Below are 24,398 nucleotides of genomic sequence, written 5' to 3'. Positions count from 1 at the left end.
GGCCTGCATCCTGCCCGAACCCTGGCCCTGAGCCCGCGAAGGGGCAGGCACGGTGAGGGGGTTGAGGAGGCTCGACTCGGACCGGAGCTCGCGACGGGCCGAGTGAGCCGTCTCGACGCACCCATCCCGGAGGCCCTCCCGCTCCGAACACCCCGCATGCGACGACGTCTGCTGTACGCCGGGTTCGGGATCCTCGCGACGCTGGTGGGGATGGCGGCCGGACACCTGGTGGCGGCCCTCGTCGACCCGGCGTCCTCCCCGGTCCTGGCGGTCGGCTCGACGGTCATCGACCTCACGCCCACGCCCGTCAAGGAGTGGGCGGTGCAGACCTTCGGCACCGCGGACAAGCCGATCCTGGTCGGCTCGGTCATGATGGGCGCGGTCGCGCTGGCCGCGATCGGGGGCATCCTCGCGCGCCGACGGTTCGTCGCCGGCGCGCTCGTCCTGGTCCTGCTCGTGGCCGTCGCCGGCGCTGCCGCGGTGCTGCGGCCCGGCGCGGGGCCCCTCGACGTGCTCCCCGCCCTCGCCACCGCCCTGACCGGTGTGGCCGCGCTGTGGTGGCTGACCCGTGCCGCCTCCGCGGCGGCCGCGGACGGCACCGAGGCGTCGTCCGGGCAGGGTCCGAGCCGGCGCGGTGTCCTGGTCGCCGCCGGGGCCCTCGCGGCGGCGGGTGCGGCGATGGGAGGGATCGGCCGCTTCGTCTCCGGGCTGCGGGCCGACCCCAGCGACGTCACCCTCCCGTCCCCGGCCGACCCCGCTCCGACGTTCCCGACAGGTCTCGACGAGAAGGTGCCGGGCATCAGCTCGTTCCGGACGCCGAACGACGACTTCTACCGGATCGACACCCGGCTCAGCCTGCCGGTCGACGACACCGAGGACTGGACGCTCACCATCGACGGCGACGTCGAGGAGGAGGTCACCCTCACCTTCGACGACCTGCGGTCGATGGAGCTCATCGAGCGTGACATCACCCTGACCTGCGTCTCCAACGACGTCGGCGGACCCTACGTGGGTGGGGCCCGCTGGCTCGGCGTCCGGCTGACCGACCTGCTCGACCGCGCGAAGGTGGGCCGCACGGCCGACCAGATCCTGTCGACCGACGTCGACGGCATGACGATCAGCACGCCGCTCGGGGTCGCCACCGACGGCCGCGACGCGATGCTGGCGATCGGCATGAACGGCGAGGCGCTCCCCCGCGAGCACGGCTTCCCGGTGCGGATGGTGGTGCCCGGTCTCTACGGCTTCGTGAGCGCCTGCAAGTGGATCACCCGCATGACGCTCACGACGTACGACGAGCAGCAGGCGTACTGGACCGAGCGCGACTGGGCCACCGACGCCCCCATCAAGGTGTCCAGCCGGATCGACACCCCGAAGTCGTTCGCGGACGTCGACGCCGGCCGGACCTTCGTCGGCGGCGTCTCCTGGGCCCAGGACCGCGGCATCGGCAAGGTCGAGGTCCAGGTCGACGGAGGCGCGTGGCAGGAGGCGCGGCTCGGCCCGTCGGCGGGCGTTGACTACTGGCGCCAGTGGTACCTGCCGTGGGAGGCGGAGCCTGGCGAGCACACGCTCACCGTCCGCGCCGTGACCCAGGAGGGCGACGTGCAGTCCCCCGCGCGGGCGATGCCCTTCCCCGACGGCTCCAGCGGCTACCAGCAGATCGTGGTCCGAGTCCAGTGACGTCGGGGCGCAGCCCGAGGTCACTCAGGACGAGGAGGTTGAGGAGCGTCGGCTCGGATCGGGGAGCCGAAAGTCCGACGCACGCCCATCCGACGGAGCCCCCGCTCCGAACACCCCGTGACCGACACACGACGGAAGGTTCGAGACATGATGCGCACCACCCCCCTCCGCGCCGGCGGGCTGGCCCTCGCCGCGCTGACCCTCTCCACCGGCCTCGCCGCCTGTTCCGAGGAGGAGCCCGCCGAGGCCTCGAGCGGCAGCGACTCGTCGCAGACCGAGGAGGAGACGCCCATGGAGGAAGAGGAGTCGTCCGGCGAGATGGACCCGGCGGCCAACCTCTACGGCCCGGCGTGCAGTGACGTGCCGCAGTCCGGTGACGGCTCCGTCGAGGGCATGGCCACCGCGCCGGTCGCCTCGGCCGCCAGCGCCAACCCGTTGCTGACCACGCTGGTGAAGGCCGTCGGAGCGGCCGACCTGGTCGACCCCCTCAACTCCGCTCCGGAGTTGACCGTGTTCGCGCCGGCCAACCCGGCGTTCGAGCCGATCCCGAAGAAGGACCTCAACGCCCTCCTGAAGGACAAGGAGACCCTCACCCAGGTGCTGACCCACCACGTGGTGCCGCAGAAGATCGCGCCCGAGGACCTCTCCGGCGAGTTCGAGACCCTCAACAAGGACACGCTCACCATCAACGGCGAGGGCGAGCAGGCCACGATCGGCGACGAGAAGGCCACGGTCCTGTGCGGCGGCATCCAGACCGCCAACGCGACGGTCTACGTCATCGACACGGTGATGATGCCCTGACTTCCGTCGCTTGAAGGGACAGGCAAGGATTCACACGTGGACCACCTGCACGCGGTGCCTCCCGGCGCCCCCTCCGAGGAGGGGGCGCCAGGGGCGTCCGCCCTGGCCGAGCTGCTGAAGCGCTCCTCGCGCGGGGACGGCGACGCGTTCGCCAGGTTCTACGACGCCACCGCGGCCCGGGCCTTCGGGCTCGCCGTCCGGGTGGTCCGCGACCGGGCCCAGGCCGAGGAGGTCGCCCAGGAGGCGTTCCTCGAGGTGTGGCGGACCTCGACCCGCTTCGACGCGGGCCGGGGCAGCGCCATCGGGTGGTTGCTGACCATCGTCCACCGCAAGGCGGTCGACCGGGTTCGGTCGGCCGAGGCGGCCAGCCGCCGGGACACCCACTACGAGCACGACAACCAGTCGGTCGCCCACGACGCGACCGCCGAGGCCGCGGAGGCCTCGATGGAGGCCCGTCGGGTACGTACGGCCCTCAAGGAGCTCACCGCCGTCCAGCGGGAGGCCCTCGAGCTGGCGTACTTCGGCGGCTACACACACACGGAGGTGGCGAGCATGCTGGACCTGCCGGTCGGCACCGCCAAGACCCGTATCCGTGACGGACTGATCCGGATGCGCGACGCCTTGGGGGTGACCACGTCATGAGCGACGTCCACGCCCTGGTGGGCGCGTACGCCGTCGACGCCGTCGACGACCTCGAACGCGCCGCCTTCGAGCGCCACCTCGCCGAGTGCGAGGACTGCCGGCTCGAGCTCGCCAGCCTCCGCGAGGCGTCGGCCGCGCTCGCCGCGGGTGAGCAGCTCACGCCCCCCGACCGGTTGCGCGAGCAGGTGCTCGCCGGCATCGGGTCGATCCGGCCCCTGCCGCCCGAGGTGGAGCCCGAGGTGCCGCCGGCCACGGCGTCCACGCGCCGCCGGTTCCGGCCCGCCGCCCTGGTCGCGGCCGCGGCTGCCGTGGTCGTGCTGGGGGTCGGCACGCCCGTCGTCTGGCAGCAGGTCACCGACGACACCTCGCAGGCGCCGCCCACGGTCACCGAGGCCGAGCGCATGCAGCGCGTGCTCGACGCCGAGGACGCCGAGGAGTACGTCCAGCGCGTCGACGGCGCCGAGGTGACGGTGGTCCGCTCGCCCTCGCTCAACGCAGCGGTGCTGACGGCGGACGGGATGCCCGCTCCCCCGGACGGCAAGGTCTACGAGCTCTGGCTCGACCACGAGGAGCAGGGCATGGTGCCCGCCGGCCTGATGTCGGGCGAGGACCACCAGGTCATGTTCGAGGGCGACCCGGCCACCGCGCTGGGGGCCGGGATCACGCTCGAGCCCGAGGGTGGCTCCGAGGAGCCCACGTCCGCGCCGATGGTCAGCTTCACCTTCGAGAAGGCCTGATGACCTCGCCCCGCCGCGTCGCCGTGGTCGGGTCCGGCGTCGCCGGGCTCGTCGCCGCTCACGTGGCCGCCCGCTCCGCCCACGTCACGCTCTACGAGGCCGACGACCGGATCGGTGGCCATGCCGACACCCATCGAGTGGTGGAGGGGGAGCGCGAGCACGCGATCGACACCGGGTTCATCGTCCACAACGAGCGCACCTACCCGACCCTGCTCCGGCTCTTCGCCGAGCTCGGTGTCCAGACCCAGGAGTCGGAGATGTCGCTGTCGGTCAGCGACGACGAGACCGGGGTCGAGTGGGCGGGCGCGCTCGGGCCCCGCGGGCTGTTCCCCACCTCCGCCCACCTCCGGCGGCCGGCGTACCTCCGGATGCTCGGTGAGATCCCCCGGTTCCACCGCCGCGCCCGTCGGCTGCTCGCCGGGCCCGACGACGACGCGCGCACGCTGCGCCGGTTCCTGCGCGAGGGCGGCTTCTCGGCGTACTTCGAGCGGCACTTCATGGAGCCGCTCGTCGCCGCCGTGTGGTCGTGCGACCCGGCGGTCGCGCTCGACTACCCCGCCCGCTACCTGTTCACCTTCCTCGACCACCACGGCATGCTGCGGGTCTTCGGCTCGCCCACCTGGCGCACCGTGACCGGCGGCTCCCACGACTACGTGCAGCGACTGGCCGCCGGGCTCGGCGAGGTCCGCACCGGCACCAAGGTCACCTCCGTGCTGGAGACCGGCGACGGCGTCGAGGTGACCGACGGCAACGGCACCACGACGGCGTACGACGCGTGCGTGGTCGCCACCCACCCCGACCAGGCGCTGGCGCTGCTCGCCGAGCCCACGTCGATGCAGCGCGAGGTGCTGGGCGACCTGCCCTACTCGGAGAACTCCGCGCTGCTGCACACCGACACCTCGCTGCTGCCGCGGGCCCCGGGCGCCCGGGCCTCGTGGAACTTCCGCCGCGTCGCCGACCGGGAGGGCGAGGTGACCGTCACCTACGACCTGACCCGGCTGCAGCGGCTGCCCACCGACACCCACTACCTGGTCACCCTCGGCGGCGACGACCTGGTGGACCCCTCGACCGTCATCGCCCGGCGCGAGTACGCCCACCCGCTCTACACGCCGACCTCGGTGGCCGCCCGGGCGCTGCTGCCGGAGATCTCCTCCGACCGGCTCGCGTTCGCCGGCGCCTACCACGGCTGGGGCTTCCACGAGGACGGCGCCCGCTCCGGCCTCGCCGCCGCCGAGCGCCTCGGCCTCGAGTGGGACGAGCCGGACGGCGATGCGTCACGGCCGTACGCACCCTCGGAGGTTGAGGTGCGAGGCGCCCCAACGCCGAGCCTCGAAACCCCGGGAGGTCTGCAGGGCGGCGATCCGCGCGCGGAGGCCCTGCCCACAGTCCGGGGGTTTCGAGGCTCAGGCCTTGCCGGCCTTCGCACCTCAACCTCCGAGGGCCGGCGTACCTCGACCGCCGGGGGCCGGCGTACCTCGACCTCCGGGGGCCGGCGTACCTCGACCGCCGGGGGCCGGCGTACCTCGACCGCCGGGGGCACCTCTGGCGCCTCGCCACGCCTGGGGCCGTACGTCGCGACCATCGGCCACTCCCGGCACCGGCCGTTCCGGAGGCGGTTCACCCACCGCTCCCACACCTGGCTGGTCGACCTCGACGACCTGCCCGACCACGGCGTCCTGGCCCGGTTCGAGGCGCGCGACCACCTCGGCGACCCCGACCTGACCCTGCGGGAGAACCTCGACGCCTTCCTGGCCCGGCACGACGTCGACCTGGCCGGGGGCCGGGTGCTGATGGCGGCGATGCCGCGCGCGTTCGGCTACTGCTTCAACCCGATCAGCGTCTTCTGGTGCCTGGGCCCCGACGGCGGGCAGCGCGCCGTGGTCGTGGAGGTGCACAACACCTACGGCGACCGCCACGCCTACCTGGTCCACCCCGACGAGCAGGGCCGGGCCCGCACCGACAAGCAGCTGTACGTCTCGCCCTTCCACGGCACCGACGGCCACTACGAGCTCGTCGTCCCGTTCCCGCGCCCCCGGATCGAGGTGTCGGTGACGCTCCACACCGACGACGGCGCCCGGTTCTCCGCCTGGCTCCACGGCGAGCCCGCCGAGGTCTCCCCGCTCCGTACCGCGCCCGCCGCGCTGCGGACCTCGCTCCTCATCCGCGCCCACGGCATCTGGCTGTGGGCCCGCCGGCTGCCCGTGCGGCCCCGGCCCGACCACCACCAGGAAGGCGTGTCACCCCCATGACGCTGAGCCCTGCCCGCCCCACCACCGAGCTGTGGCCCGGTCTCCTCGACGTGCCCACGGGTGCCCGGAACTCGGTGGCCGCCCCGGTCGCGCGCGCCCTCTTCCGGGCTGCGGTACGGCGGCTCGACGTCACCGTCGAGATCACCCTCGGCCCCGGCCACCGCGAGGTGCTCGGCCGGGGCGGCCCCGTGATGCGGGTCCACCGGCCCGAGGAGTTCTACGCGCGGATCGGGCGCGACGGGCTGATCGGCTTCGGCGAGGCCTACATGACCGGCGCGTGGGACACCGACCGACCGGGCGACCTGGGCGACTTCCTGACCGTGCTGGCCGCCGAGATCGCCACCCTGGTCCCCGCGCGCCTGCAGCGCGCCCGGGCGTTCGTGGTCGCCAAGCGGCCCCGGCTGCACCGCCCCGACGAGCACCGGTCCCGCGACCTGATCGCCCACCACTACGACCTGTCCAACGAGCTGTTCCGGCTGTTCCTCGACCCGACGATGAGCTACTCCTCGGCGCTCTTCCCCGCCGCCCCGCCGAGCGGGCCGGTCGCGGCCGGCGACCTCGAGGAGGCCCAGGTCCACAAGGTCGAGCGGCTGCTCGACGCCACCGGGGTCGGCCCCGGGTCGCGGGTGCTCGAGATCGGCACCGGCTGGGGCGAGCTGGCGATCCGGGCCGCCCGGCGGGGCGCCCACGTCCACTCCGTGACGCTCTCGGTCGAGCAGCTCGAGCTGGCCCGCGAGCGGGTCGCCGCCGCCGGCCTGTCCGACCGGGTCGACATCGAGATCTGCGACTACCGGAACGTGCCGACGGCCCACCCGGGCCGACACTACGACGCGGTGCTGTCGGTCGAGATGATCGAGGCCGTGGGGGCGGAGTACTGGCCGTCGTACTTCGCGACCCTCGACGAGGTGCTGGCGCGCGGAGGCCTGGTCGGCATCCAGGCGATCACCATGCCCCACGACCGGATGCTGGCCACCCGGGGCGGCTACACCTGGATCAACAAGTACATCTTCCCCGGGGGCTTCCTGCCGTCGGTGCGGGCGATCGAGGAGGTCGCCCGGGACCACACCGGGCTCCGGGTCGCCGACATCCTCTCGTTCGGGAAGCACTACGCCGAGACGCTGCGGCAGTGGGACGTCCGGTTCCTCGCCGCGCGCGAGGAGCGGGCCGCACTGGGCTTCGACGACGTCTTCGAGAGGATGTGGCACCTCTACCTCGAGTACTCGCGGGCGGGCTTCGCCTCCGGCTACCTCGACGTCCACCAGATCGTCCTCGACCGCCCGCAGGAGCGCCGATGACCCTCACCGGGAACCGGCCCACCACCACGGAGGGTGTCGCCCACCGGTTGGCGCACGCGCTGCGCCCGTTCGTCGGGGGCGACCTGCCGGTGCGGCTGCGCGCCTGGGACGGTTCCGTGGCCGGGCCCGAGGACCTTCCCGAAGTCGAGCTCCGCTCCCCCGACGCGCTCCGGCGCCTGCTCTGGCACCCGGGCGAGCTCGGCGCCGCCCAGGCCTACGTGACCGGCGAGCTGGAGGTGCACGGCGACCTCGGCGACGCCCTCACCCACGCCTTCGCGGTGGCGCGTGAGCGCGGGCTCTCGAGCCGGCCGACGCCCTCCGCGCTGGTCGGCGCCGTCCGGACCGCGGCTGGGCTCGGGGTGCTGGGGCGGCCGCCGTCCCCGCCGGCGTCGCAGGCGAGGATCCGCGGCCGGCTCCACTCCGCACTCCGCGACCGTCGGGCGATCAGCCACCACTACGACCTCTCCAACGAGTTCTACGAGCGGCTCCTCGACCCGTCGATGGCCTACTCGTGCGGCTACTGGACCCGGCCTGCGTCCCCCACCTACTCCGTCGCCGACGCGCAGCGCGACAAGCTGGACCTGGTGTGCCGCAAGCTCGGGCTGCAGCCGGGGACGCGGATGCTCGACGTCGGCTGCGGCTGGGGGTCGCTCTCGCTGCACGCGGCGGAGCACTTCGGTGCGCAGGTCACCGGTGTCACCATCGCTGCCGAGCAGAAGCGGTTCATCGACGCCCGCGTCGCCGGGCGCGGCCTCGGGGACCGGGTCGAGATCCGGCTGCAGGACTACCGCGACGTCCCGGAGCGCGACCACTTCGACGCGGTCGGCTCGCTGGAGATGGGGGAGCACGTCGGCGAGGACAACTACCCGACGTACGTCGAGGTGCTGCGTCGCTCGGTGCGGCCCGGCGGCCGGGTGCTGGTCCAGCAGATGTCGCGCAGCGGCCGGTGGCCGGGCGGTGGCCCGTTCATCGAGAGCTTCATCGCACCCGACATGCACATGCGGCCGGTCGGCGAGACCGTCGCCCATCTCGAGCGCGGTGGGCTCGAGGTGCGCGACGTGCACGCGATGCGGGAGCACTACGTGTGGACCGTCCAGGGCTGGCTCGACACCTTCGAGGCCGACCTGCCGGCGTTCGTCGACCTGGTGGGCGAGGAGGTCACCCGGGTGTGGCGGCTCTACCTCGTCGGCGGGATGCTGTCGTTCCGTGACGGCCGGATGGGGGTCGACCAGATGCTCTGCGTGAGGCCCGGGGCGGACCACGCGCTGCCCCCGGTCCGCGACTGGTGAGCGAGGTCGCGGCCGGCGACGCCCTGCTCGTCGCCGGGGCCTCGCTGGCGACGGCCGTGCTCGCCATGACGATCACCGCCGTGGTCGCTCACCGGATCGGCCGGCTCAACGTCGTCGACGTCACCTGGGGCGTGGCCCTGGTCGCCGTCGCCGTGGTCTGCGCCGTGGTGTCGCCGACGTGGGAGTCGTGGCTGCTGGTCGCCCTCACCGCCGTCTGGGGCCTCCGGCTGTCCTGGCACGTGCAGGTCCGGTCACGTGGTGCCGGCGAGGACCCGCGCTACGCCGCCCTGCTCGGTGACGGAGGGTTCGGGGTCGCCGTCCGGAAGGTGTTCGTCGTCCAGGGAGCCGCGGTGTGGCTGGTGTCGCTGCCGTTGCAGGCGGCCGCGGTCACGACGCCGACGTGGGCCTGGGCCGTGGGCGCCGGGGTGCTGGTGTGGGGTGTCGGGCTTTTCTTCGAGGTGGTGGGCGACGCCCAGCTGGCGACGTACCGGTCCCGCCCGCGCGAGGAGCGCCCGCCCGTCCTCGACACCGGCCTCTGGGGCTGGACCCGGCACCCCAACTACTTCGGCGACGCCTGCATCTGGTGGGGGATCTGGCTGGTCGGCGCGGTCGCGGCCGGCTGGTTGCCGGCACTGCTCACCGCGGTCGCCCCGGCGATGATGACCCACTTCCTCCGCAACGTCACGGGCGCGAAGCTGATCGAGCGGACCATGTCGGCGCGGTCCGGCTGGAACGAGTACGCCGCCCGGGTGCCGCTGTTCGTCCCCCGCCCGCCGCGCCGGGGCGCTCGGTGACGGCGGAGGGGCGACCCACCGTCAGTCACGCCCTTCCTGCCCCACCTGCTCGATCTCGTGGGTGTCGCCGTCGCGGCCGTCGAAGCGCACCGTGACCGACTCGAAGCCCTTGTGCCGCTGCGTCTGGGCGTACAGGGCGTAGGCCCGGCGGTCGGCGTCGGTGAGGTCGACCGCGTCGGTGAACGGGGTGAGCAGCGCCCGGGGCCACAGCCCGTGCGCGAGCACCACGTTGACCTCGATGCCGAACACGGCGACGAGGCTCGCGAAGAAGATCAGCCCGATCAGTCCCAGGACCAGCCCGAAGGTCTGGTTGACGGTGTTGGTCGAGGTCAGCACCCGCTGCGCGTACACCGCCCCGACGATCTGCAGCACCTGCCACCCCACCGCGGTGACCAGCGCCCCGGGCACCGCGCGGTACCAGACGTGGCTGCGGGCAGCGGCCAGCCGGAACAACGCCGTCAGCACGACGGTCACCAGCACCACGGTGCCGAGGGCGATCAGCAGCCGGATCGTCGCGTTGACACCCGGCCCGAACACCTCGGTGCTGCTGCCGAGCGCGGACAGCACCGAGATCCCGAGCACCGAGAGTCCCGCCACACCGAGGATCAGCAGGCTCTTCAGCCGCATCAGCAGCGGGTTGGGCCGGCTGTTCCGCGGCACCGCCCAGGCGGTGTTCATGACGTTCTGGATCGCCTGGCCGAGGCCCAGCGCGCCGTACGCCGCCGCGAGGACGCCGACCACGACCGCCGTGAGCGACCCCTCGAGCCCCTCCGGCCGCCCGAGCTGCTCCCCGATGATCGGGAACTGCGCCAGCGCGGAGTCGAGGGCGGCCTCCTGGAGGTCCGGACGGTCCTGCAGCACGAAGCCGAAGATCGTGGTGGCGAGCAGCAGTAGGGGGAAGATGGCGACGAACGCGTAGAACGTCATCATCGCCGCGAGCATGTTCCCCTGGTCGTCGAAGAACTTGTAGAACGAGGCGAGGGGGAAGCCGACGACCCGGTGCTTCCGCTGGAAGCGGTCCACCCCCGTCACGGCCATGCCCTCAGTCTGCCCGGTGCCCTGGCCCGACCCGCGACCCGTAGGCTCGGAGAGTCCGAGTCGAGACACCGGGAGGCGAAATGAGCGAGCACTCCGTGGACGACCCCGTGGGCCCCGAGGGAGCCGCCGGCGAGCACGAGGCCGACGACACGATCACCTCCGAGGAGACCGGGTCCCGCTACCGGCCCGACGGCAGCCTGGCCGCCACCCCCGAGGACGACGAGCGTCTCCTCGAGGAGGAGGAAGAGGAGGGCTGAGGCCCGCGTGGAGCTGAGCTCTCAGGAGGACACCAACCGGCGGATGCTCCGCGCCCGCGACGAGATGGACCGTCGCTACGCCGAGCCGCTCGACGTCTCTGCCCTCGCCGCGCTCACCCACCTCTCGCCGTCCCGCTTCGGGCGGGTCTTCCGGGAGGTGTTCGGCGAGACGCCGCACCGCTACCTGCAGCGGCGTCGGGTGGAGCGGGCGATGGCGCTGCTGCGCCAGACCGACCGGCCGGTGACACAGGTGGCCTGGGACGTCGGCTTCGCCAGCCTCGGCACCTTCAGCCGGACCTTCAGCGCGATCGTCGGCTGCTCACCCAGCGAGTTCCGCGCGCAGGCGGAGGTCGTGCACGTGCCGACGTGCTTCGTGGCGGCCTGGACCCGGCCGCGCGACGCGGCACCCGCCGGGGTGCCTCCCAGGACGACGGTTTCGGAGAAGCAGCCGGGCGGTGGCGCTCACTAGCGTCCTCCCCATGACCACCACACACGTCTCCTCACTCCGGATCACCGCCGTCAAGGTCCTCGACCAGGACGAGGCGATCGACTTCTACTGCGGCAAGCTCGGCTTCGAGGTCCGCGACGACGCCGACCTCGGCTTCATGCGCTGGCTCACCATCGGACTGCCCGGGCAGGAGCACCCGCAGCTGCTGCTGGAGCTGCCGGGCGGCCCCACGCAGGACGCCGAGACGGCCGCCCAGCTGCGCGACCTGCTCACCAAGGGCGCGCTCGGCGGCGTCTTCCTCACCAGCGACGACGTCCACGCGACGTACGCCGCGCTCCGCGACGCCGGCGTCGAGATCACCCAGGAGCCGGTCGAGCAGCCCTACGGCACCGACTTCGGGCTGCGCGACCCGTTCGGCAACCACATCCGGATCAGCCAGCTCAACGGCGCCACCGACCAGGAGATCGAGCGCGCCTACGCCGAGCAGGCGGACGCCGGCTCCTGACCCGACCACCCGCTGTCGACCGCCCCGCCGTCAGGCCGGGCGGTCGACCTGCGCGGCGAGGTGGTCGGGTGCCTGCAGGCAGTAGGAGTCGGTGAGCAGCTCGGTGAGCTCGTCCCAGTCGGTGTCGTCGTCGAGCAGCATCCCGACCACGTTGGTGCCCCACTCGGTCCTGAAGTACGGCGTCCCGAGGTGCTCGAACGCGATCACCTCGTCGACCTCGGCGCGGAAGGTGATCCGGAAGAGCTGGTCCTCGCCGCCGAAGACGTGGGCGATGGTGGCCTGCCCGACCCGCCAGCGGGTGCCGACCCAGGCGTTCTCCTCGTGGACCCGCGGCAGGGCGCCCAGGACGGCGCCGATGCGCAGCACCCACTCCTCGGGCACGAGCGGTCGCTCGATCTTGCGGGCCACGGGGCGAGCCTGCCACGGGCCGCCGACACCGGTCACCTCCCCTCGGCCACGTGGCACAGTCGGGGTCATGGACGCCGTCGCAGCCGCCTTCGAGGCCCAGCCGCGGGAGGGGTTCCTGCCCCGGCTGGCCCGGCCGCGCGCCGGTCACGACGGGCCGATCCAGATCGGGAGGGGCCAGACCAACTCCCAGCCGCGGACCGTCGCCGACATGCTGCGGCTGCTCGACGTGCGGCCCGGCCAACGGGTGCTCGACGTCGGCGCCGGCTCGGGCTGGACCACGGCCCTGCTGGCCCACCTCACCGGCCCCGAGGGCGAGGTGGTGGGCGTCGAGCTGGAGCCGTCGCTGGTGCGGTTCGGGTCGGCGAACCTGGCGCGGACCGGCCAGGTGTGGGCCTCGATCCGCCAGGCCGAGCCGGGTGTCCTCGGCTGGCCGGCGGGGGCGCCGTACCACCGGGTGCTGGTGTCGGCGGAGCCGACGTCACTGCCCCAGGAGCTGGTCGACCAGCTCGCCGGCGACGGGGTGATGGTCATCCCCGTGGCCGGCACGATGCTGCGGGTGACCAACCCCGGCGCCCGGGTCACCTCGCACGGCGGCTACCGGTTCGTGCCCCTGCGCTGACCCCGCCGCCCACCCCTTCGCTGGGGTCCCGCCGCGCGCAGCGCGTCGACCGACGGGGGCGCCGGGAGGTCGGCGGGCAGCCACGGGGAGCGCACCGGCTCGCCGTAGCTGCGGTGGATCGGCAGGATGCCGGTCCACACGTCGTCCGGGACGACGTCGAGCTCCTCGTCGACGTCGCCGTCGCTCACCTTGAGCAGCCAGTTGTCGTCGGTGATGTCGAGCGCGAGCGCGACGGTCGCGGCGAGCTCCTTGGGGAGGTGTCCGCGCAGCTCGCCGCGACGGCCCGGGACCAGGACGTCGGAGAGCGCGTCGAGGGCCGCGACGGCGTCGTCACCGGTGAGCCGGACCAGCGGTCCGCGGACGACGGCCGACCGGTAGTTGGCGGAGTGCTCGAACAGCGAGGTCGCCAGCACCAGCGCGTCGATGGCGTGGACGGCGAGCACGGCCTCGGCGCCGTCGGCGACCCTGCGGAGCGCGCCGGCACCGGTGGAGCCGTGCAGCAGCACCCGGTCGCCGACCCGGGCGTGGAGCATCGGCACCGCCCAGGGACGACCGTCGTCGGTGACCGTGGCGAGGGTCACGGCGAGCTCCTCGTCGAGCAGTCGGTCGAGCTCGGCGCGGTCGCGCCGCCGCATCTCCTTCATCCGGGTCAGGTCGTCCAGCGTCACCCGTCGATCGTGGCAGACCCGTCTGTCAGGGTGGACCCATGTCCGGTGGGAACTTCGCGCGGCCGCAGGTCAACCTGTTCGTCGACGACGTCAGCGCGTCGGCCCGCTTCTTCGTCGACCACTGCGGCTTCGCGGAGACCTTCCGCACCCCCGAGGACGGTCCGCCGATCCACGTCGAGATGGTGCTCGACGACTTCACGCTGGGGGTGGCCGACCACGCCGCAGCGGAGTCGATGCACGCGCTCGGAGGTGCCAGCCCCGGGCTGCCGCAGTGCGACATCACGCTCTGGTGCGACGACGTCGACGCGGCGTACGAGCGGTTGCTGGCGGCGGGTGCCACCCCCGTCGCCGCGCCCCACGACTTCGTGGGCAACCGGGCCGCGTGGGTCAAGGAGCCGGGCGGGCACCTGGTCAGCGTGGTGGCGAAGGCGGGCTGAAGCGCTCCCGCAGCACCCGCACCGACGCCGGCGCGTCCGTGTCGACGCCCGGCGTGGGCTCGGGCTCGCCGGCGACGGTGTGCAGCGGGACCACCCCGGTCCACGTCCCGGCGGGGAGGTCGGGGGCGTCCTCACCGGTGCCGCCGCTGCGCACCTTGAGGATCCAGTTGTCGTCGGTGATGTCGAGGGCGAGCGCGACGGTCGCGGCCAGCTCCTTGGCCAGCACGTCGCGCACCTCCGCACGCCGGCCCGGCAGCAGCCCGTCGGAGACCAGGTCGAGGGCCGACCGGGCGGCGTCGCCGTGCAGTGCCACGAGCGGGCCGCGCACCACCGCGGAGCGGTAGTTTGCCGAGTGGTCGAACATCGACGACGCCAGCACCAGCCCGTCGACGGCGTGCACCTCCAGCACCGCCTCGGCACCGTCGGCGACGTGCCGCAGCGCCCCCGCGCCGGTCGAGCCGTGCAGCAGGATCCGGTCGCCGTCGCGGGCGAACAGCATCGGCACCGCCCACGGCCGGCCGTCGGTCGTCACCGTGGCGAGCGTCCCCACCAGCTCCTCGTCGAGCAGCCGGTCGAGCCCCGCCCGGTCGGTGGCACGTCGTTCCTTCTTGCGGGTCAGGTCGTCCAGCGTCACCGGCTGATGGTGACACGCCCGGTGCGGTAGTTCAGTGACAAGTGGCCCCTTTTTCGGGGTCCCTGAGGGGCCACTTGTCACTGGAGTACCCGAGGTCCTCAGTACGACTTGGGGAGGCCGAGGGAGTGCAGGGCGATGAAGTTGAGGATCATCTCGCGGCTGACGGGGGCGATCCGGCCGGCGCGGGTGGCGACCAGCAGGCCGGCCATGCCGTACTCCTGGGTGATGCCGTTGCCGCCGTGGGTCTGCACCGCGCGGTCGACGGCGTCGCAGGCGGCCTCGGCTGCGGCGTACTTCGCCATGTTGGCCGCCTCGCCGGCGCCCATGTCGTCCCCCGCGTCGTAGAGCGCAGCGGCCTTCTGGGTCATCAGCCGGGCCATCTCGATCTCGATGTGGGACTGCGCGAGCGGGTGTGCGACGGCCTGGTGGGAGCCGATCGGCCCCTGGAAGACCTCCCGCTCCTTCGCGTACGCCGCGGCGCGGCCGAGCGCGTAGCGGGCGAGCCCGGTGGAGAACGACGCCGCCATGATCCGCTCGGGGTTGAGCCCCGCGAACAATTGAGCAAGGCCCCCTCCGGCAGCACTGTCAGGGTCTCCCACGACGGCGTCGGACGGCAGCCGGACGTCGTCGAGGAACACCGTGAACTGCTGCTCGGGACTGACGATCTCCATCGGGATCGGCTGCGCCTCGAAGCCCTCGACGTCGGTCGGCACCACGAACAGGACCGGCTTCACCTTGCCGGTGCGAGCGTCCTCGGCCCGGGCGACCACCAGCACGTGGTCGGCCTCGTCGACCCCGGAGATGTAGACCTTGCGTCCGTTGAGCACCCACCCGTCGCCGTCCCTGCGGGCGGTGGTGGTGATGTTGTGGGTGTTGGTGCCGGCGTCCGGCTCGGTGATCGCGAACGCCATCGTGCCCGTGCCGTCGCAGATGCCCGGGAGCCAGCGCTGCTTCTGCTCGTCGGTCCCGTAGCGGGCGATGATGGTGCCGCAGATCGCCGGGCTGACGACCATCAGCAGCAGCGGGCAGCCCTGCGCCGCGAGCTCCTCGCAGACCGCCGCGATGTCGCCGATCCCGCCACCCCCGCCGCCGTACTCCTCCGGGATGTTGATGCCGAGGTAGCCGTTCTTGCCGATCTCGAGCCACAGCTCGGTGGTCTTGCCACCCGACCGAGCCTTCTCGGTGAACCACTCGCGGCCGTACCTGGACGCCAGCTTCGCCACGGCCTTGCGCAGCTCCTGTCGCTCCTCGGTCTCGCTGAACCTGACGGGATCTGCCATCAGCTCTCCTCCACTGCTCGGACAACGGCCAGAACCTCACCGGCGGCGACCTGCGCGCCGGGTCGTACGTCGATCTCGGTGACCGTGCCGGCGTGCGGCGCGGACACGGTGTGCTGCATCTTCATCGCCTCGAGGACGAGCACCGGCTGGCCGGCCTGGACCTCGGCGCCGACCGAGACGGCCACGCTGACCACGGTGCCCGGCATCGGCGCGAGCAGGCTGCCACTGGCGACCGCGTCGGCCGGGTCGGTGAACCGCGGCTGCTCCACCAGCCGGGCATGGCCGAGGGGACCGTCGACCTCGACGGCAGTGCCGTCGACGCGCACGGCGTACGTCGCCGAGACTCCGTCCTCGGCGAGGGTCACCGAGCCGGGACCGGCAGCCACGACCTCCACGCCGTCGACGCGGTAGCCGTCGCGGGTGCCGTGCCAGTCGACGTCGAGGTCCGGCGCGAAGGTGGTGCGCTGCGGCTGGGAGGGCACGTTGCGCCAGCCGACGGGGATGCCGCGCTGGACCGTACGCCGGGACCGCCGCTCCTCGGCCAGCGCCACCGTGGCGGCGACGAGCAGGTGCCGGTGGGGTGTGGCCTGCTGGGAGGCGGCCACCACGGAGGTCCGTCCCAGGAAGTCGGTCCCGATCCTGGCGTCGAGGAAGTCGGTGTCGCGGAGGATGCCGACCAGCAGGTCGCGGTTGGTCGCGAGCCCGTGGATCCTGGCCCGGGACAGGACGCCCGCGAGCGCGCGGGCGGCCTGTCTGCGGGTCGGTGCGTGGGCGACGACCTTGGCGAGCATCGCGTCGTAGTGGGTCGACACCGCGCTGCCGGACGCGAAGCCGGCGTCGACGCGGATCCCGTCGGTCTCCGGGATCTCGAACGTCGTCAGCACCCCGCTCTGCGGCTGCCAGTCGGCCGCGGGGTCCTCGGCGTACAGCCGGACCTCGATCGCGTGACCCTCGGGCGGCGTCGGCTCCGGCACGGCGCCACCCTCGGCGACGGCCAGCTGCAGCGCGACGAGGTCGACGCCGTGCACCTCCTCGGTGACCGGGTGCTCGACCTGCAGTCGCGTGTTCACCTCGAGGAACCAGAACCGCTCGCGCTCCGGGTCGTAGAGGAACTCCACCGTGCCGGCACCGACGTAGCCGATCGCCTCGGCGGCGGAGCGGGCGGCGTCGTGCAGCGCCGTCCTGACCTCGTCGGCCAGGTCGGGGGCCGGGGCCTCCTCGACGACCTTCTGGTGCCGCCGCTGGATCGAGCAGTCGCGCTCACCGAGGACGAGGACGTCGCCGTGGCGGTCGCCCACGACCTGCACCTCGACGTGCCGGCCGCGCTCGACGTACGGCTCGACGAAGACCGTGCCGTCGCCGAACGCGGACGCCGCCTCCGCCTCGGCCGCGGCGATCTCGCCCGACAGGTCGGCGAGGTCACGCACGACCCGCATGCCGCGACCGCCGCCGCCCGCCGACGCCTTCACGATCAGGGGCAGGTCGGCCTCGGTCGGCTGCTCCGGCGCCTCCAACACCGGCACCCCCGCCTCGCGCATGATCCGCTTGGCCTCGATCTTGGAACCCATCGCCTCGATCGACTCCGGGGCCGGTCCGACCCAGGTGAGCCCGGCCGCCTCCACGGCCCGCGCGAAGGCGGCGTTCTCCGAGAGGAAGCCGTAGCCCGGGTGCACGGCGTCGGCACCGGTGGCCTTCGCGGCGTGGACCAGCGCGTCGAGGTCGAGGTAGGTCTCGGCGGGAGCGTTGCCGGCCAGGTGGACGGCCGCGTCGGCCTCGCGGACGTAGGGCAGCCCGGCGTCCGCGTCGGAGTGGACCGCGACGGTCTCGATGCCGAGCCGGCGGCAGGTGCGGAACACCCGGCTCGCGATCTCGGCCCGGTTGGCGACGAGCAGCCTGCCGATCACGCGACTCATGTCCGGAACACCCCGTAGCCGCCGGCTCCGGTGAACGGCGCGTTGTCGATGACCGACAGGCAGATGCCGAGCACGGTGCGGGTGTCGCGCGGGTCGATCACCCCGTCGTCGTACAGCATCCCGGACAGCGCGAAGGGCAGCGACTGCTCCTCGACCGACTGCTCGACGTACTCCCGCATCCCGCGGTCGGCCTCCTCGTCGTAGGGCTGCCCCTTCGCCTCGGCGGCCGCCCGGGCGACGATCGACAGCACCCCGGCGAGCTGCGCGGGACCCATCACGGCCGACTTGGCCGAGGGCCAGGTGAACAGGAAGCGCGGGTCGTAGGCGCGACCGTTCATGCCGTAGTTCCCGGCGCCGTACGACGCCCCCATGACCACGCTGAGGTGGGGGACGGTCGAGTTCGAGACCGCGTTGATCATCTGGGCGCCGTGCTTGATGATCCCGCCCTGCTCGTACTCCGCGCCCACCATGTAGCCGGTGGTGTTGTGCAGGAACAGCAGCGGGGTGTCGACCTGGTTGGCCAGCTGGATGAACTGGGTCGCCTTCTGCGCCTCCTCGCTGAACAGCACGCCCTGGGCGTTGGCCAGGATGCCGACGGGGTGCCCGTGGATGCGCGCCCAGCCCGTGACCAGGGACGGCCCGTAGAGCGGCTTGAACTCGTCGAAGACCTGCCCGTTCGTGGCCGAGACGCCGTCGCAGATCCGGGCGATCACCTCGCGCGGGTCGAAGGGCTCCTTGAGGTCGCTCGGCACCAGGTCGAGCAGCTCCTCGGCGTCGGCAACGGGGGGCGCCACGGGGTCAACCCCCCTGGGGTCACCCTGGAGCGAGCCTTGCGGGCGAGCCTTCCTCCAGTTGAGCCGGGCCACGATCCGGCGCCCGATCCGGAGGGCGTCGTGCTCGTCCTCGGCCAGGTAGTCGGCGAGGCCGGAGGTCCGGGCGTGCATCTCGGCGCCGCCCAGCGACTCGTCGTCCGACTCCTCGCCGGTGGCCATCTTCACCAGCGGCGGACCGCCGAGGAACACCTTGGCCTGCTCCCGGACCATCACCGTGTAGTCGCTCATGCCCGGCACGTAGGCGCCGCCGGCGGTGGAGTTGCCGAAGACCAACGCGATCGTGGGCTGCTTGGCGGCCGAGCTGCGGGTGATGTCGCGGAACAGCTTGCCGCCGGGGATGAAGATCTCCTTCTGGGTCGGCAGGTCGGCGCCGCCGGACTCCACGAGCGCCACAGTCGGCAGCCCGTTCTCCTCGGCGATCTGGCTGGCCCGGAAGATCTTCCTCACCGTCCACGGGTTGCTCGCCCCGCCCTTCACCGTCGGGTCGTTGGCGGTGATCACGCACTCCACGCCCTCGATCACCCCGATCCCGGTGACGACGCTGGCGCCGACGGTGAAGTCGGAGCCCCAGCCCGCCAGTGGCGAGAGCTCGAGGAACGCCGAGCCCGGGTCGACCAGCAGCTCGATCCGCTCCCGCGGGAGCAGCTTCCCGCGGGCGTGGTGGCGGTCGACGTACTTCTCACCACCGCCGGCGACCGCCTTCGCGTGCTCGGCGTCGAGCGCCTCCAGCTTCTCGAGCATGGCGGCCCGGTTACTCACGGGATCCGCCCTCCACGACCGCCTTCATCCGCTCCAGCGTCGTGCGCATGCCCTTCTCGTTGGTGCGGCGGCGCAGGAAGCCGAGGGCGGTCCAGTACACCCGGAGCGGGAGGTTGGTCTCGAGGCGGAAGTACTCCGTCACCAGGGTGCCGCCGTCCTTCGGCTCCATCCGGTAGCCCCAGTTGTTCACCGCCACGTCGTCGGTCCCGACGGAGAACTCGAAGACCCGCTCCGGCTCGCAGGCGGTGACGGTGCAGGCGCTCCAGTACGTCGGCCCGACGCCGTTGCGCTTCACGTGACCCTTGAACTTCGCGCCCACCTCGGGCCCGTCGTACCCGCGTCGCCAGCGGGCCTCGAACGTCTCCGGGGAGAACTCCCCGATCCGGGTCACGTCGCTGACCAGGTCCCAGACCTCGGCCGGGGGCGCGTCCATCCACACCGACACCTCGGCCGAGGGCGGCGGGAAGAGCTTGCCGAGGGTGCTCGTGATCATGGTTGCGGTTCTCCTTCGTCGTGCGGGGTTCGACACCGTCACGGCCTCCTGCGTCGGCCGTGGTCGCTGCTCAACCACCATCGTTCACGCCCGCTCCGCGGTCGTGTACCCCATCAGTCGTGCGGCCAGGTCGGTGAGGACCTCGGTCGCTCCTCCCCCGATCGGCAGGATCCGGGCGTCGCGGTAGTGCCGCTCCACCTCGGTGCCGGTCAGGTAGCCGGTGCCGCCGTGCAGCTGCACCGCCCGGTCGCAGACGAGGGCCGCCGCCTCGACCGCGGTCTGCTTGGCCAGGCACGCCTCGGCGACGACGTCCTCGCCCGCCACGTGTCGACGTGCCACCTCGTGGGTGTAGGCGCGGGCGACCTCCACCTGCCGCCGCATCTCGACGAGCGTGTGGCGGACGACCTGGCGGGCCACCAGCGGCCGCCCGAAGGTCCCCCGCTCGCGGCAGTACGCCGCGGTCAGCGCCAGGCTGCGGGCGGCGATGCCGTACCCGTGGACCGCGAGTGCGATCCGCTCGACGACGAACTGCTCCGCTATCTGCGCGAAGCCGGTGCCCTCCTCGCCGACCAGGTTGGCGGCGGGGACCCGACAGCCGGAGAACCCGAGCTCCGCGGTGTCGGAGCAGTGCCACCCCGTCTTCGCGAGCGCCCGGTCGACGGTGAACCCGGGCGTTCCCTTCTCCACGACGAGTAGCGAGAGGGCGTCGTGCCCGGGCGCGTCGGGGGGCCCGGTGCGGACCGCGGTGGTCACGTGGTCGGCGCGCACCCCGCTGGTGATGAACGTCTTGGTGCCGTCGACGACGTAGACGTCCCCCTCACGGCGCGCGGTGGTCCGGAGCGCCGCGACGTCGGAGCCGCCGCCCGGCTCGGTGATCGCGAGGCTGCCGATCAGCTCGCCGGCCAGCGTGGGCCGCACGAACCGGTCGACCAGTCCGGCGTCGCCGGACGCGACGATGTGGGGCAGCGCGATCCCGCCCGTGAACAGCGCGGCCATCAGCCCGCTGCTGGCGCCGGCCTCGAAGCAGCCCTCCATCATCGCGATGCTCATCAGCAGGTCACCGCCCTGGCCGCCGACGTGCTCCGGGAAGGCCACGCCGAGCAGCCCCTGCTTCGCCGCCGCCCGGTGGAGGTCGCGCGGCACCTCGCCCGCCGCCTCCCAGTCGTCGAGGTGGGGCAGCACCTCGCGGCGTACGAACTCCGCGGCCGTCTGCTTCAGCGCCTCGCGGTGGTCACCGGATTTCGACGCGCCTTCCGCGACCTCGTCCCTCGGTCGCGGGGCTTGCTCAATCTTCGCTCGCGACGGAGCCCGCTCGTCCCTCGCGGTCTCCTGCTCGCTCACAGCAACCCCTCCTCGATCGAGACCAGCCGCGACCGGACCCACTCGCCGAGCCCCTTCGCCTGCGCGTCGAAGCGGGTGGAGGCAGCGACGCCGCGACCGAGCAGGCCGTGGAGGACGACGTTGACGCCGCCGAGGTTGGGGAGCAGGAACACATCGACGTCCAGGTCGGCCGCCTCGGGGACCAGCTCGCGCACCTTCTTCGGCGTGATCAGCTTGGAGAGCCAGGCCACCCGCGCCGGCCGACGCTCGGGGTCGTCGTGGGTCACCCAGAGGCCGAGGTTGGCGTCGCCACCCTTGTCGCCCGAACGGGCGTGGACGAACGTGCCGAGGGGCACCCGCCGGGTGAGGGTGTCGGTGGGATGGGGGTACGGCGAGGGGCGGGTGCCGGTCCGGTCGTCCGCCGGCTGCAGTGCGGTCGGCGGGTCGGGCACCACCTCGTGCCGCCCGTCGGCGTGCACGACGGTGTGGGTGACGACGTCGCGCTCGACGTACTCGCTGCGGTGGACGCCGAACGGCGTGGCCGGGCCCGGCGGCGCGGTCAGCGTGAACCCGGGGTAGGACGCCAGCGCCAGCTCGACGGCGGCTGCGGTGAACCTGCGGCCGACCACGTCGGCGGAGGGGTCCTGCACGGAGCAGCGCAGCAGGGTCGACGCGGCCTCCTCGGTGTCGGCGTCGGCGGCCGGTGCGGTGACCGTGGACCAGGCGACGGTGGCCGGCACCGGGTCGAGGGCGGCGGTGAGCTGCCGGCGGACCCAGTCGGCCTTCGCCTCGACGTCGAGCCCGGTGAGCACCAGCTCGACGGCGTTGCGGTGACCGCCGAGCTCGTTGACGCCGACCTTGAGCCGGTCGGGCGGCGGGCTGCCGCGGACCCCGCGGACCGCGACCCGGTCGGGCCCCGCCTGGGCCAGCTCGATCGTCGCGAGGTCGACGGTGACGTCGGGACCGAGGTAGCGGGTCGACTGGATCTCGTACATCAGCTGAGCGGTGACGGTGTCGACGGTGACCGCGCCACCCGTGCCGTCGTGCTTGGTGACCACGCTCGACCCGTCGGCGGCGACCTCGGCGAGGGGGAAGCCGAGCGGCCGCGACCGGGCCTCCTCGGGCAGCGAGGCGAAGCCGGAGAAGTTGCCGCCGGTGGCCTGGGTCCCGCACTCCAGCACGTGTCCGGCGACGACGGCGCCCGCGAGCTCGTCGTACTGCTCGGGCTTCCAGTCGTGGTGGGCGGCGGCCGGGCCCACGACGAGCGAGGCGTCGGTGACCCGGCCGGTGACCACGACGTCGGCGCCGGCCTGCAGGGCAGCCGCGACGCCGAAGCCGCCGAGGTAGGCGTTGGCGGTCAGTGCGTCGTCGCTCAGCCCGATCTCGCGGGCGAGGCCGCGGAGGTCGTCGCCCTCGACGTGGGCGACCGCGGGATCGAGCCCGAGCCCGGTCGCGACCTCGCGGAGCCGGTCGGCGAGCCCGGCCGGGTTCAGGCCCCCGGCGTTGGCGACCAGGCGTACGCCGCGCTCCAGCGCGAGGCCGAGGCAGTCCTCGGCCTGCCGGACGAAGGTCCGGGCGTAGCCGAGGCTCGGGTCCTTGAGCGTGTCCTTGCCGAGGATCAGCATCGTCAGCTCGGCGAGGTAGTCGCCGGTGAGGACGTCGAGCGGTCCGCCCTCGAGCATCTCGCGCATCGCGGACAGCCGGTCGCCGTAGAAGCCGGAGCAGTTGCCGACCAGGAGGGGTTCAGCCATCGGTGGGCGCCCTCCCCTCACCCGGCGGGCCGGCGAAGGCCTGGGCGATGCCGAGCCAGGCGGTGGCGTCGCGGCCCCGGGCCACCAGGTCGGTGTCGTCGCGGTGGACCCGCTGGGTCACCAGGCGGCAGAAGTCGAGCCCGGAGCCGCGCACCGACTGGGAGGCGCTCTCGGGTCCCCACGACCACAGGTCGCCGCTCGGCGCCGTGAGCTCGACCCGGAACTCCTCGGCGGGCGCGTCGAGGCCGTGCACGGAGAATGCGAAGTCGCGGGTGCGGACGCCGAGGTGGGCGACGTGGCGGATCCGGTCGGTGACCTCCGGGTCGGCGTCGAGGGCGTGGTGGACGTCCAGCGAGTGCGCCCAGGTCTCCATGAACCGCGCGGTCGCCATGGACGCGGCCGACATCGGCGGACCGAACCACGGCATCCGCCGGCCGTCGGGGTGGCTGCGCAGGGCGTCGGCGACCGACCCGCGCGCCGTCCGCCAGCGGTCGAGGAGCTCGGCAGGCTCCACCCGGCCGCCCTCGAGCGCCCTCCGGTCGATGTACCTGTCGGGGTCACCGCTCGCGTCGAGCACGAGCGCGTCCCAGCCCTCTCGGTCGGTGGCCGCGAGCACGGCGGCCTCGTCGGTCCACGCGAGGTGGGCGACCTGGGTGGCGACGTCCCAGCCTTCGGCGGGTGTCGGCGTCCGCCAGCCCCCGTCGTCACTGTCGTCGAGGCCGGCCACGAGGTCGTCGAGCCGCTCGCCCTCGGCAGCGAGGTCGGCGAGCAGCTGGTCGAGGAGGTCGCTCATCTCACAGCTCCCGGTCGAGCACGGCGGCCCACTGGTCGAGGATCCGGCCGCGGCGGCGGGCGTCGTCGGTGATCGTGTCGGCGAGGCCGAGCCCCCGGACCAGGTCGAGGGTGGCCTGCACCATCTCGCGTACGCCGGCGCGGGTCTCGTCGGCCCCGAGCGCGGCGACGGTCAGCCGGTGGGTCTCCCGGCCGACCCGTTGCTCGAGCGGGGCGACGGCCGCCAGCAGCTGCTCGTCGGTGCGGGCGGCCACCCACAGCTCGAGGGCGGCCGTGAACACCGGGGAGCTGAAGTGGTCACCGAGCACCCTGACGACCGCCCGGGTCCGGTCGGCGCCGCGCGTCACCCGGCCGAGGGCCTGCGCGAGCTCGAGGCCGCGCAGCTCGGTGAGGTGCTCGACCGCCGCGACGACGAGGTCGTTCTTGGTCGGGAAGTGGTGGAGCTGGGCACCCCGCGACACCCCCGCCCGCTCGGACACCAGCGTGGTGGACGTCCCGGAGAACCCGCGCTCGACCAGCAGCTCGACCGTCGCCTCGAGCAGCCGCAGTCGCATCGCCCGCGTCCGGTCCGCCTGCGGGACCCGGGTCGTCGTCGGCACGAGGCCATCGTGCCGCCGTACAAACAAACAGTCAAACCTGACTGTTTGTTGGTTCCCACCGGGGTACTCCAGTGAGGAGTGGCCCCTCCCAGCGGCGTGTCGGGGGCCACTCTCCACTGGAGTACCCCCATTGTGTCGACGCCGGCAGTCCACGGGGACG

25 protein-coding genes are annotated in these 24,398 nt (G+C 73.2%); 13 read left to right on the top strand and 12 right to left on the bottom strand.

The features are described from left to right. Positions 1-156 precede the first annotated feature (156 nt). The 8 genes from ACQ1X7_RS10480 to ACQ1X7_RS10445 all read left to right on the top strand — a co-directional run bounded on the left by ACQ1X7_RS10480 (position 157) and on the right by ACQ1X7_RS10445 (position 9,484). Positions 157-1,677, top strand: a complete 1,521-nt coding sequence (locus tag ACQ1X7_RS10480) for a molybdopterin-dependent oxidoreductase (RefSeq protein WP_432478127.1) — start codon at positions 157-159, stop codon at positions 1,675-1,677. A gap of 147 nt (positions 1,678-1,824) precedes the next feature. Then, positions 1,825-2,478, top strand: a complete 654-nt coding sequence (locus tag ACQ1X7_RS10475; RefSeq protein ID WP_432478126.1) for a fasciclin domain-containing protein — start codon at positions 1,825-1,827, stop codon at positions 2,476-2,478. 36 nt (positions 2,479-2,514) lie between these two features. Next, positions 2,515-3,120: an ECF RNA polymerase sigma factor SigK gene (sigK, locus tag ACQ1X7_RS10470; RefSeq protein ID WP_432478125.1), complete on the top strand. Its 606-nt coding sequence runs from the start codon at positions 2,515-2,517 to the stop codon at positions 3,118-3,120. Continuing rightward, complete coding sequence (locus tag ACQ1X7_RS10465) at positions 3,117-3,857, top strand: anti-sigma factor (RefSeq protein WP_432478124.1); 741 nt, start codon at positions 3,117-3,119, stop codon at positions 3,855-3,857. The genes sigK and ACQ1X7_RS10465 overlap by 4 nt, the downstream gene beginning before the upstream one ends. Next, positions 3,857-6,106 carry an FAD-dependent oxidoreductase gene (locus ACQ1X7_RS10460; RefSeq protein WP_432478123.1) on the top strand — a complete coding sequence of 750 codons (2,250 nt, stop codon included), beginning with the start codon at positions 3,857-3,859 and terminating at the stop codon, positions 6,104-6,106. Before ACQ1X7_RS10465 ends, ACQ1X7_RS10460 begins: the two co-directional genes overlap by 1 nt. Then, on the top strand, positions 6,103-7,401 hold the full coding sequence (locus ACQ1X7_RS10455; protein ID WP_432478122.1) for a class I SAM-dependent methyltransferase: 1,299 nt from the start codon (positions 6,103-6,105) through the stop codon (positions 7,399-7,401). Before ACQ1X7_RS10460 ends, ACQ1X7_RS10455 begins: the two co-directional genes overlap by 4 nt. Continuing rightward, positions 7,398-8,690, top strand: a complete 1,293-nt coding sequence (locus tag ACQ1X7_RS10450; protein ID WP_432478121.1) for a class I SAM-dependent methyltransferase — start codon at positions 7,398-7,400, stop codon at positions 8,688-8,690. Before ACQ1X7_RS10455 ends, ACQ1X7_RS10450 begins: the two co-directional genes overlap by 4 nt. Next, positions 8,687-9,484, top strand: a complete 798-nt coding sequence (locus ACQ1X7_RS10445; RefSeq protein ID WP_432478120.1) for a DUF1295 domain-containing protein — start codon at positions 8,687-8,689, stop codon at positions 9,482-9,484. The genes ACQ1X7_RS10450 and ACQ1X7_RS10445 overlap by 4 nt, the downstream gene beginning before the upstream one ends. A gap of 21 nt (positions 9,485-9,505) precedes the next feature. On the opposite strand, the gene ACQ1X7_RS10440 is transcribed toward ACQ1X7_RS10445, so the two are convergent. Then, the gene (locus ACQ1X7_RS10440; RefSeq protein ID WP_432478119.1) at positions 9,506-10,522 is read right to left on the bottom strand and encodes a YihY/virulence factor BrkB family protein; all 1,017 of its coding nucleotides are present in this window, start codon (positions 10,520-10,522) and stop codon (positions 9,506-9,508) included. An 80-nt stretch (positions 10,523-10,602) separates the two neighbouring features. On the opposite strand from ACQ1X7_RS10440, the gene ACQ1X7_RS10435 reads away from it, so the two are divergent. From ACQ1X7_RS10435 to ACQ1X7_RS10425, 3 genes are read left to right on the top strand one after another with little or no spacing between them, the layout of a single operon-like run. Next, positions 10,603-10,779, top strand: coding sequence for a hypothetical protein (locus ACQ1X7_RS10435; RefSeq protein WP_432478118.1), 177 nt, complete (start codon positions 10,603-10,605; stop codon positions 10,777-10,779). Positions 10,780-10,786: 7 nt separating this feature from the next. After that, positions 10,787-11,248, top strand: a complete 462-nt coding sequence (locus ACQ1X7_RS10430; protein WP_432478117.1) for a helix-turn-helix domain-containing protein — start codon at positions 10,787-10,789, stop codon at positions 11,246-11,248. 10 nt (positions 11,249-11,258) lie between these two features. Next, positions 11,259-11,732, top strand: coding sequence for a VOC family protein (locus ACQ1X7_RS10425; protein WP_432478116.1), 474 nt, complete (start codon positions 11,259-11,261; stop codon positions 11,730-11,732). Positions 11,733-11,762: 30 nt separating this feature from the next. Here ACQ1X7_RS10425 and ACQ1X7_RS10420 read toward each other — a convergent pair whose 3' ends face one another. After that, positions 11,763-12,140, bottom strand: a complete 378-nt coding sequence (locus ACQ1X7_RS10420) for an MmcQ/YjbR family DNA-binding protein (protein ID WP_432478115.1) — start codon at positions 12,138-12,140, stop codon at positions 11,763-11,765. Positions 12,141-12,207: 67 nt separating this feature from the next. Between ACQ1X7_RS10420 and ACQ1X7_RS10415 the strand changes: the two genes are divergently transcribed. After that, positions 12,208-12,759 carry a protein-L-isoaspartate O-methyltransferase family protein gene (locus ACQ1X7_RS10415; RefSeq protein WP_432478114.1) on the top strand — a complete coding sequence of 184 codons (552 nt, stop codon included), beginning with the start codon at positions 12,208-12,210 and terminating at the stop codon, positions 12,757-12,759. On the opposite strand, the gene ACQ1X7_RS10410 is transcribed toward ACQ1X7_RS10415, so the two are convergent. Further along, entirely contained in the window at positions 12,735-13,427 is a 693-nt protein-coding gene (locus tag ACQ1X7_RS10410) for a pyridoxamine 5'-phosphate oxidase family protein (RefSeq protein ID WP_432478113.1), read from the bottom strand. The genes ACQ1X7_RS10415 and ACQ1X7_RS10410 overlap by 25 nt on opposite strands. 38 nt (positions 13,428-13,465) lie before the next feature. Between ACQ1X7_RS10410 and ACQ1X7_RS10405 the strand changes: the two genes are divergently transcribed. Then, positions 13,466-13,864, top strand: a complete 399-nt coding sequence (locus tag ACQ1X7_RS10405) for a VOC family protein (RefSeq protein ID WP_432478112.1) — start codon at positions 13,466-13,468, stop codon at positions 13,862-13,864. Here ACQ1X7_RS10405 and ACQ1X7_RS10400 read toward each other — a convergent pair. The 9 genes from ACQ1X7_RS10400 to ACQ1X7_RS10360 all read right to left on the bottom strand — a co-directional run bounded on the left by ACQ1X7_RS10400 (position 13,839) and on the right by ACQ1X7_RS10360 (position 24,238). Continuing rightward, the gene (locus ACQ1X7_RS10400) at positions 13,839-14,498 is read right to left on the bottom strand and encodes a pyridoxamine 5'-phosphate oxidase family protein (RefSeq protein ID WP_432478111.1); all 660 of its coding nucleotides are present in this window, start codon (positions 14,496-14,498) and stop codon (positions 13,839-13,841) included. The genes ACQ1X7_RS10405 and ACQ1X7_RS10400 overlap by 26 nt on opposite strands. A gap of 98 nt (positions 14,499-14,596) precedes the next feature. Further along, entirely contained in the window at positions 14,597-15,778 is a 1,182-nt protein-coding gene (locus ACQ1X7_RS10395) for an acyl-CoA dehydrogenase family protein (RefSeq protein WP_432478110.1), read from the bottom strand. Then, positions 15,778-17,691, bottom strand: coding sequence for a biotin carboxylase N-terminal domain-containing protein (locus tag ACQ1X7_RS10390; RefSeq protein WP_432478109.1), 1,914 nt, complete (start codon positions 17,689-17,691; stop codon positions 15,778-15,780). The genes ACQ1X7_RS10395 and ACQ1X7_RS10390 overlap by 1 nt, the downstream gene beginning before the upstream one ends. Further along, the gene (locus tag ACQ1X7_RS10385; RefSeq protein WP_432478341.1) at positions 17,688-19,265 is read right to left on the bottom strand and encodes an acyl-CoA carboxylase subunit beta; all 1,578 of its coding nucleotides are present in this window, start codon (positions 19,263-19,265) and stop codon (positions 17,688-17,690) included. Before ACQ1X7_RS10385 ends, ACQ1X7_RS10390 begins: the two co-directional genes overlap by 4 nt. 10 nt (positions 19,266-19,275) lie before the next feature. After that, positions 19,276-19,776: an SRPBCC family protein gene (locus ACQ1X7_RS10380; RefSeq protein WP_432478108.1), complete on the bottom strand. Its 501-nt coding sequence runs from the start codon at positions 19,774-19,776 to the stop codon at positions 19,276-19,278. Between the two features lie 84 nt (positions 19,777-19,860). Beyond that, entirely contained in the window at positions 19,861-21,117 is a 1,257-nt protein-coding gene (locus ACQ1X7_RS10375; protein ID WP_432478107.1) for an acyl-CoA dehydrogenase family protein, read from the bottom strand. After that, on the bottom strand, positions 21,114-22,847 hold the full coding sequence (locus tag ACQ1X7_RS10370; protein WP_432478106.1) for an acyclic terpene utilization AtuA family protein: 1,734 nt from the start codon (positions 22,845-22,847) through the stop codon (positions 21,114-21,116). Before ACQ1X7_RS10370 ends, ACQ1X7_RS10375 begins: the two co-directional genes overlap by 4 nt. Next, positions 22,840-23,640 (bottom strand): TIGR03084 family metal-binding protein, encoded by an 801-nt coding sequence (locus ACQ1X7_RS10365; protein ID WP_432478105.1) that lies wholly within the window; start codon positions 23,638-23,640, stop codon positions 22,840-22,842. The genes ACQ1X7_RS10370 and ACQ1X7_RS10365 overlap by 8 nt, the downstream gene beginning before the upstream one ends. Position 23,641: 1 nt before the next feature. Continuing rightward, the gene (locus ACQ1X7_RS10360; protein WP_432478104.1) at positions 23,642-24,238 is read right to left on the bottom strand and encodes a TetR/AcrR family transcriptional regulator; all 597 of its coding nucleotides are present in this window, start codon (positions 24,236-24,238) and stop codon (positions 23,642-23,644) included. Positions 24,239-24,398: the final 160 nt, after the last annotated feature.

The sequence above is a fragment of the Nocardioides sp. GXQ0305 genome (assembly GCF_050880345.1).
Taxonomy (GTDB): Bacteria; Actinomycetota; Actinomycetes; order Propionibacteriales; family Nocardioidaceae; genus Nocardioides.
The sequence above is the reverse complement of the archived record's forward strand: the minus strand, read 5'-3'. Positions and strand labels throughout refer to the sequence as shown.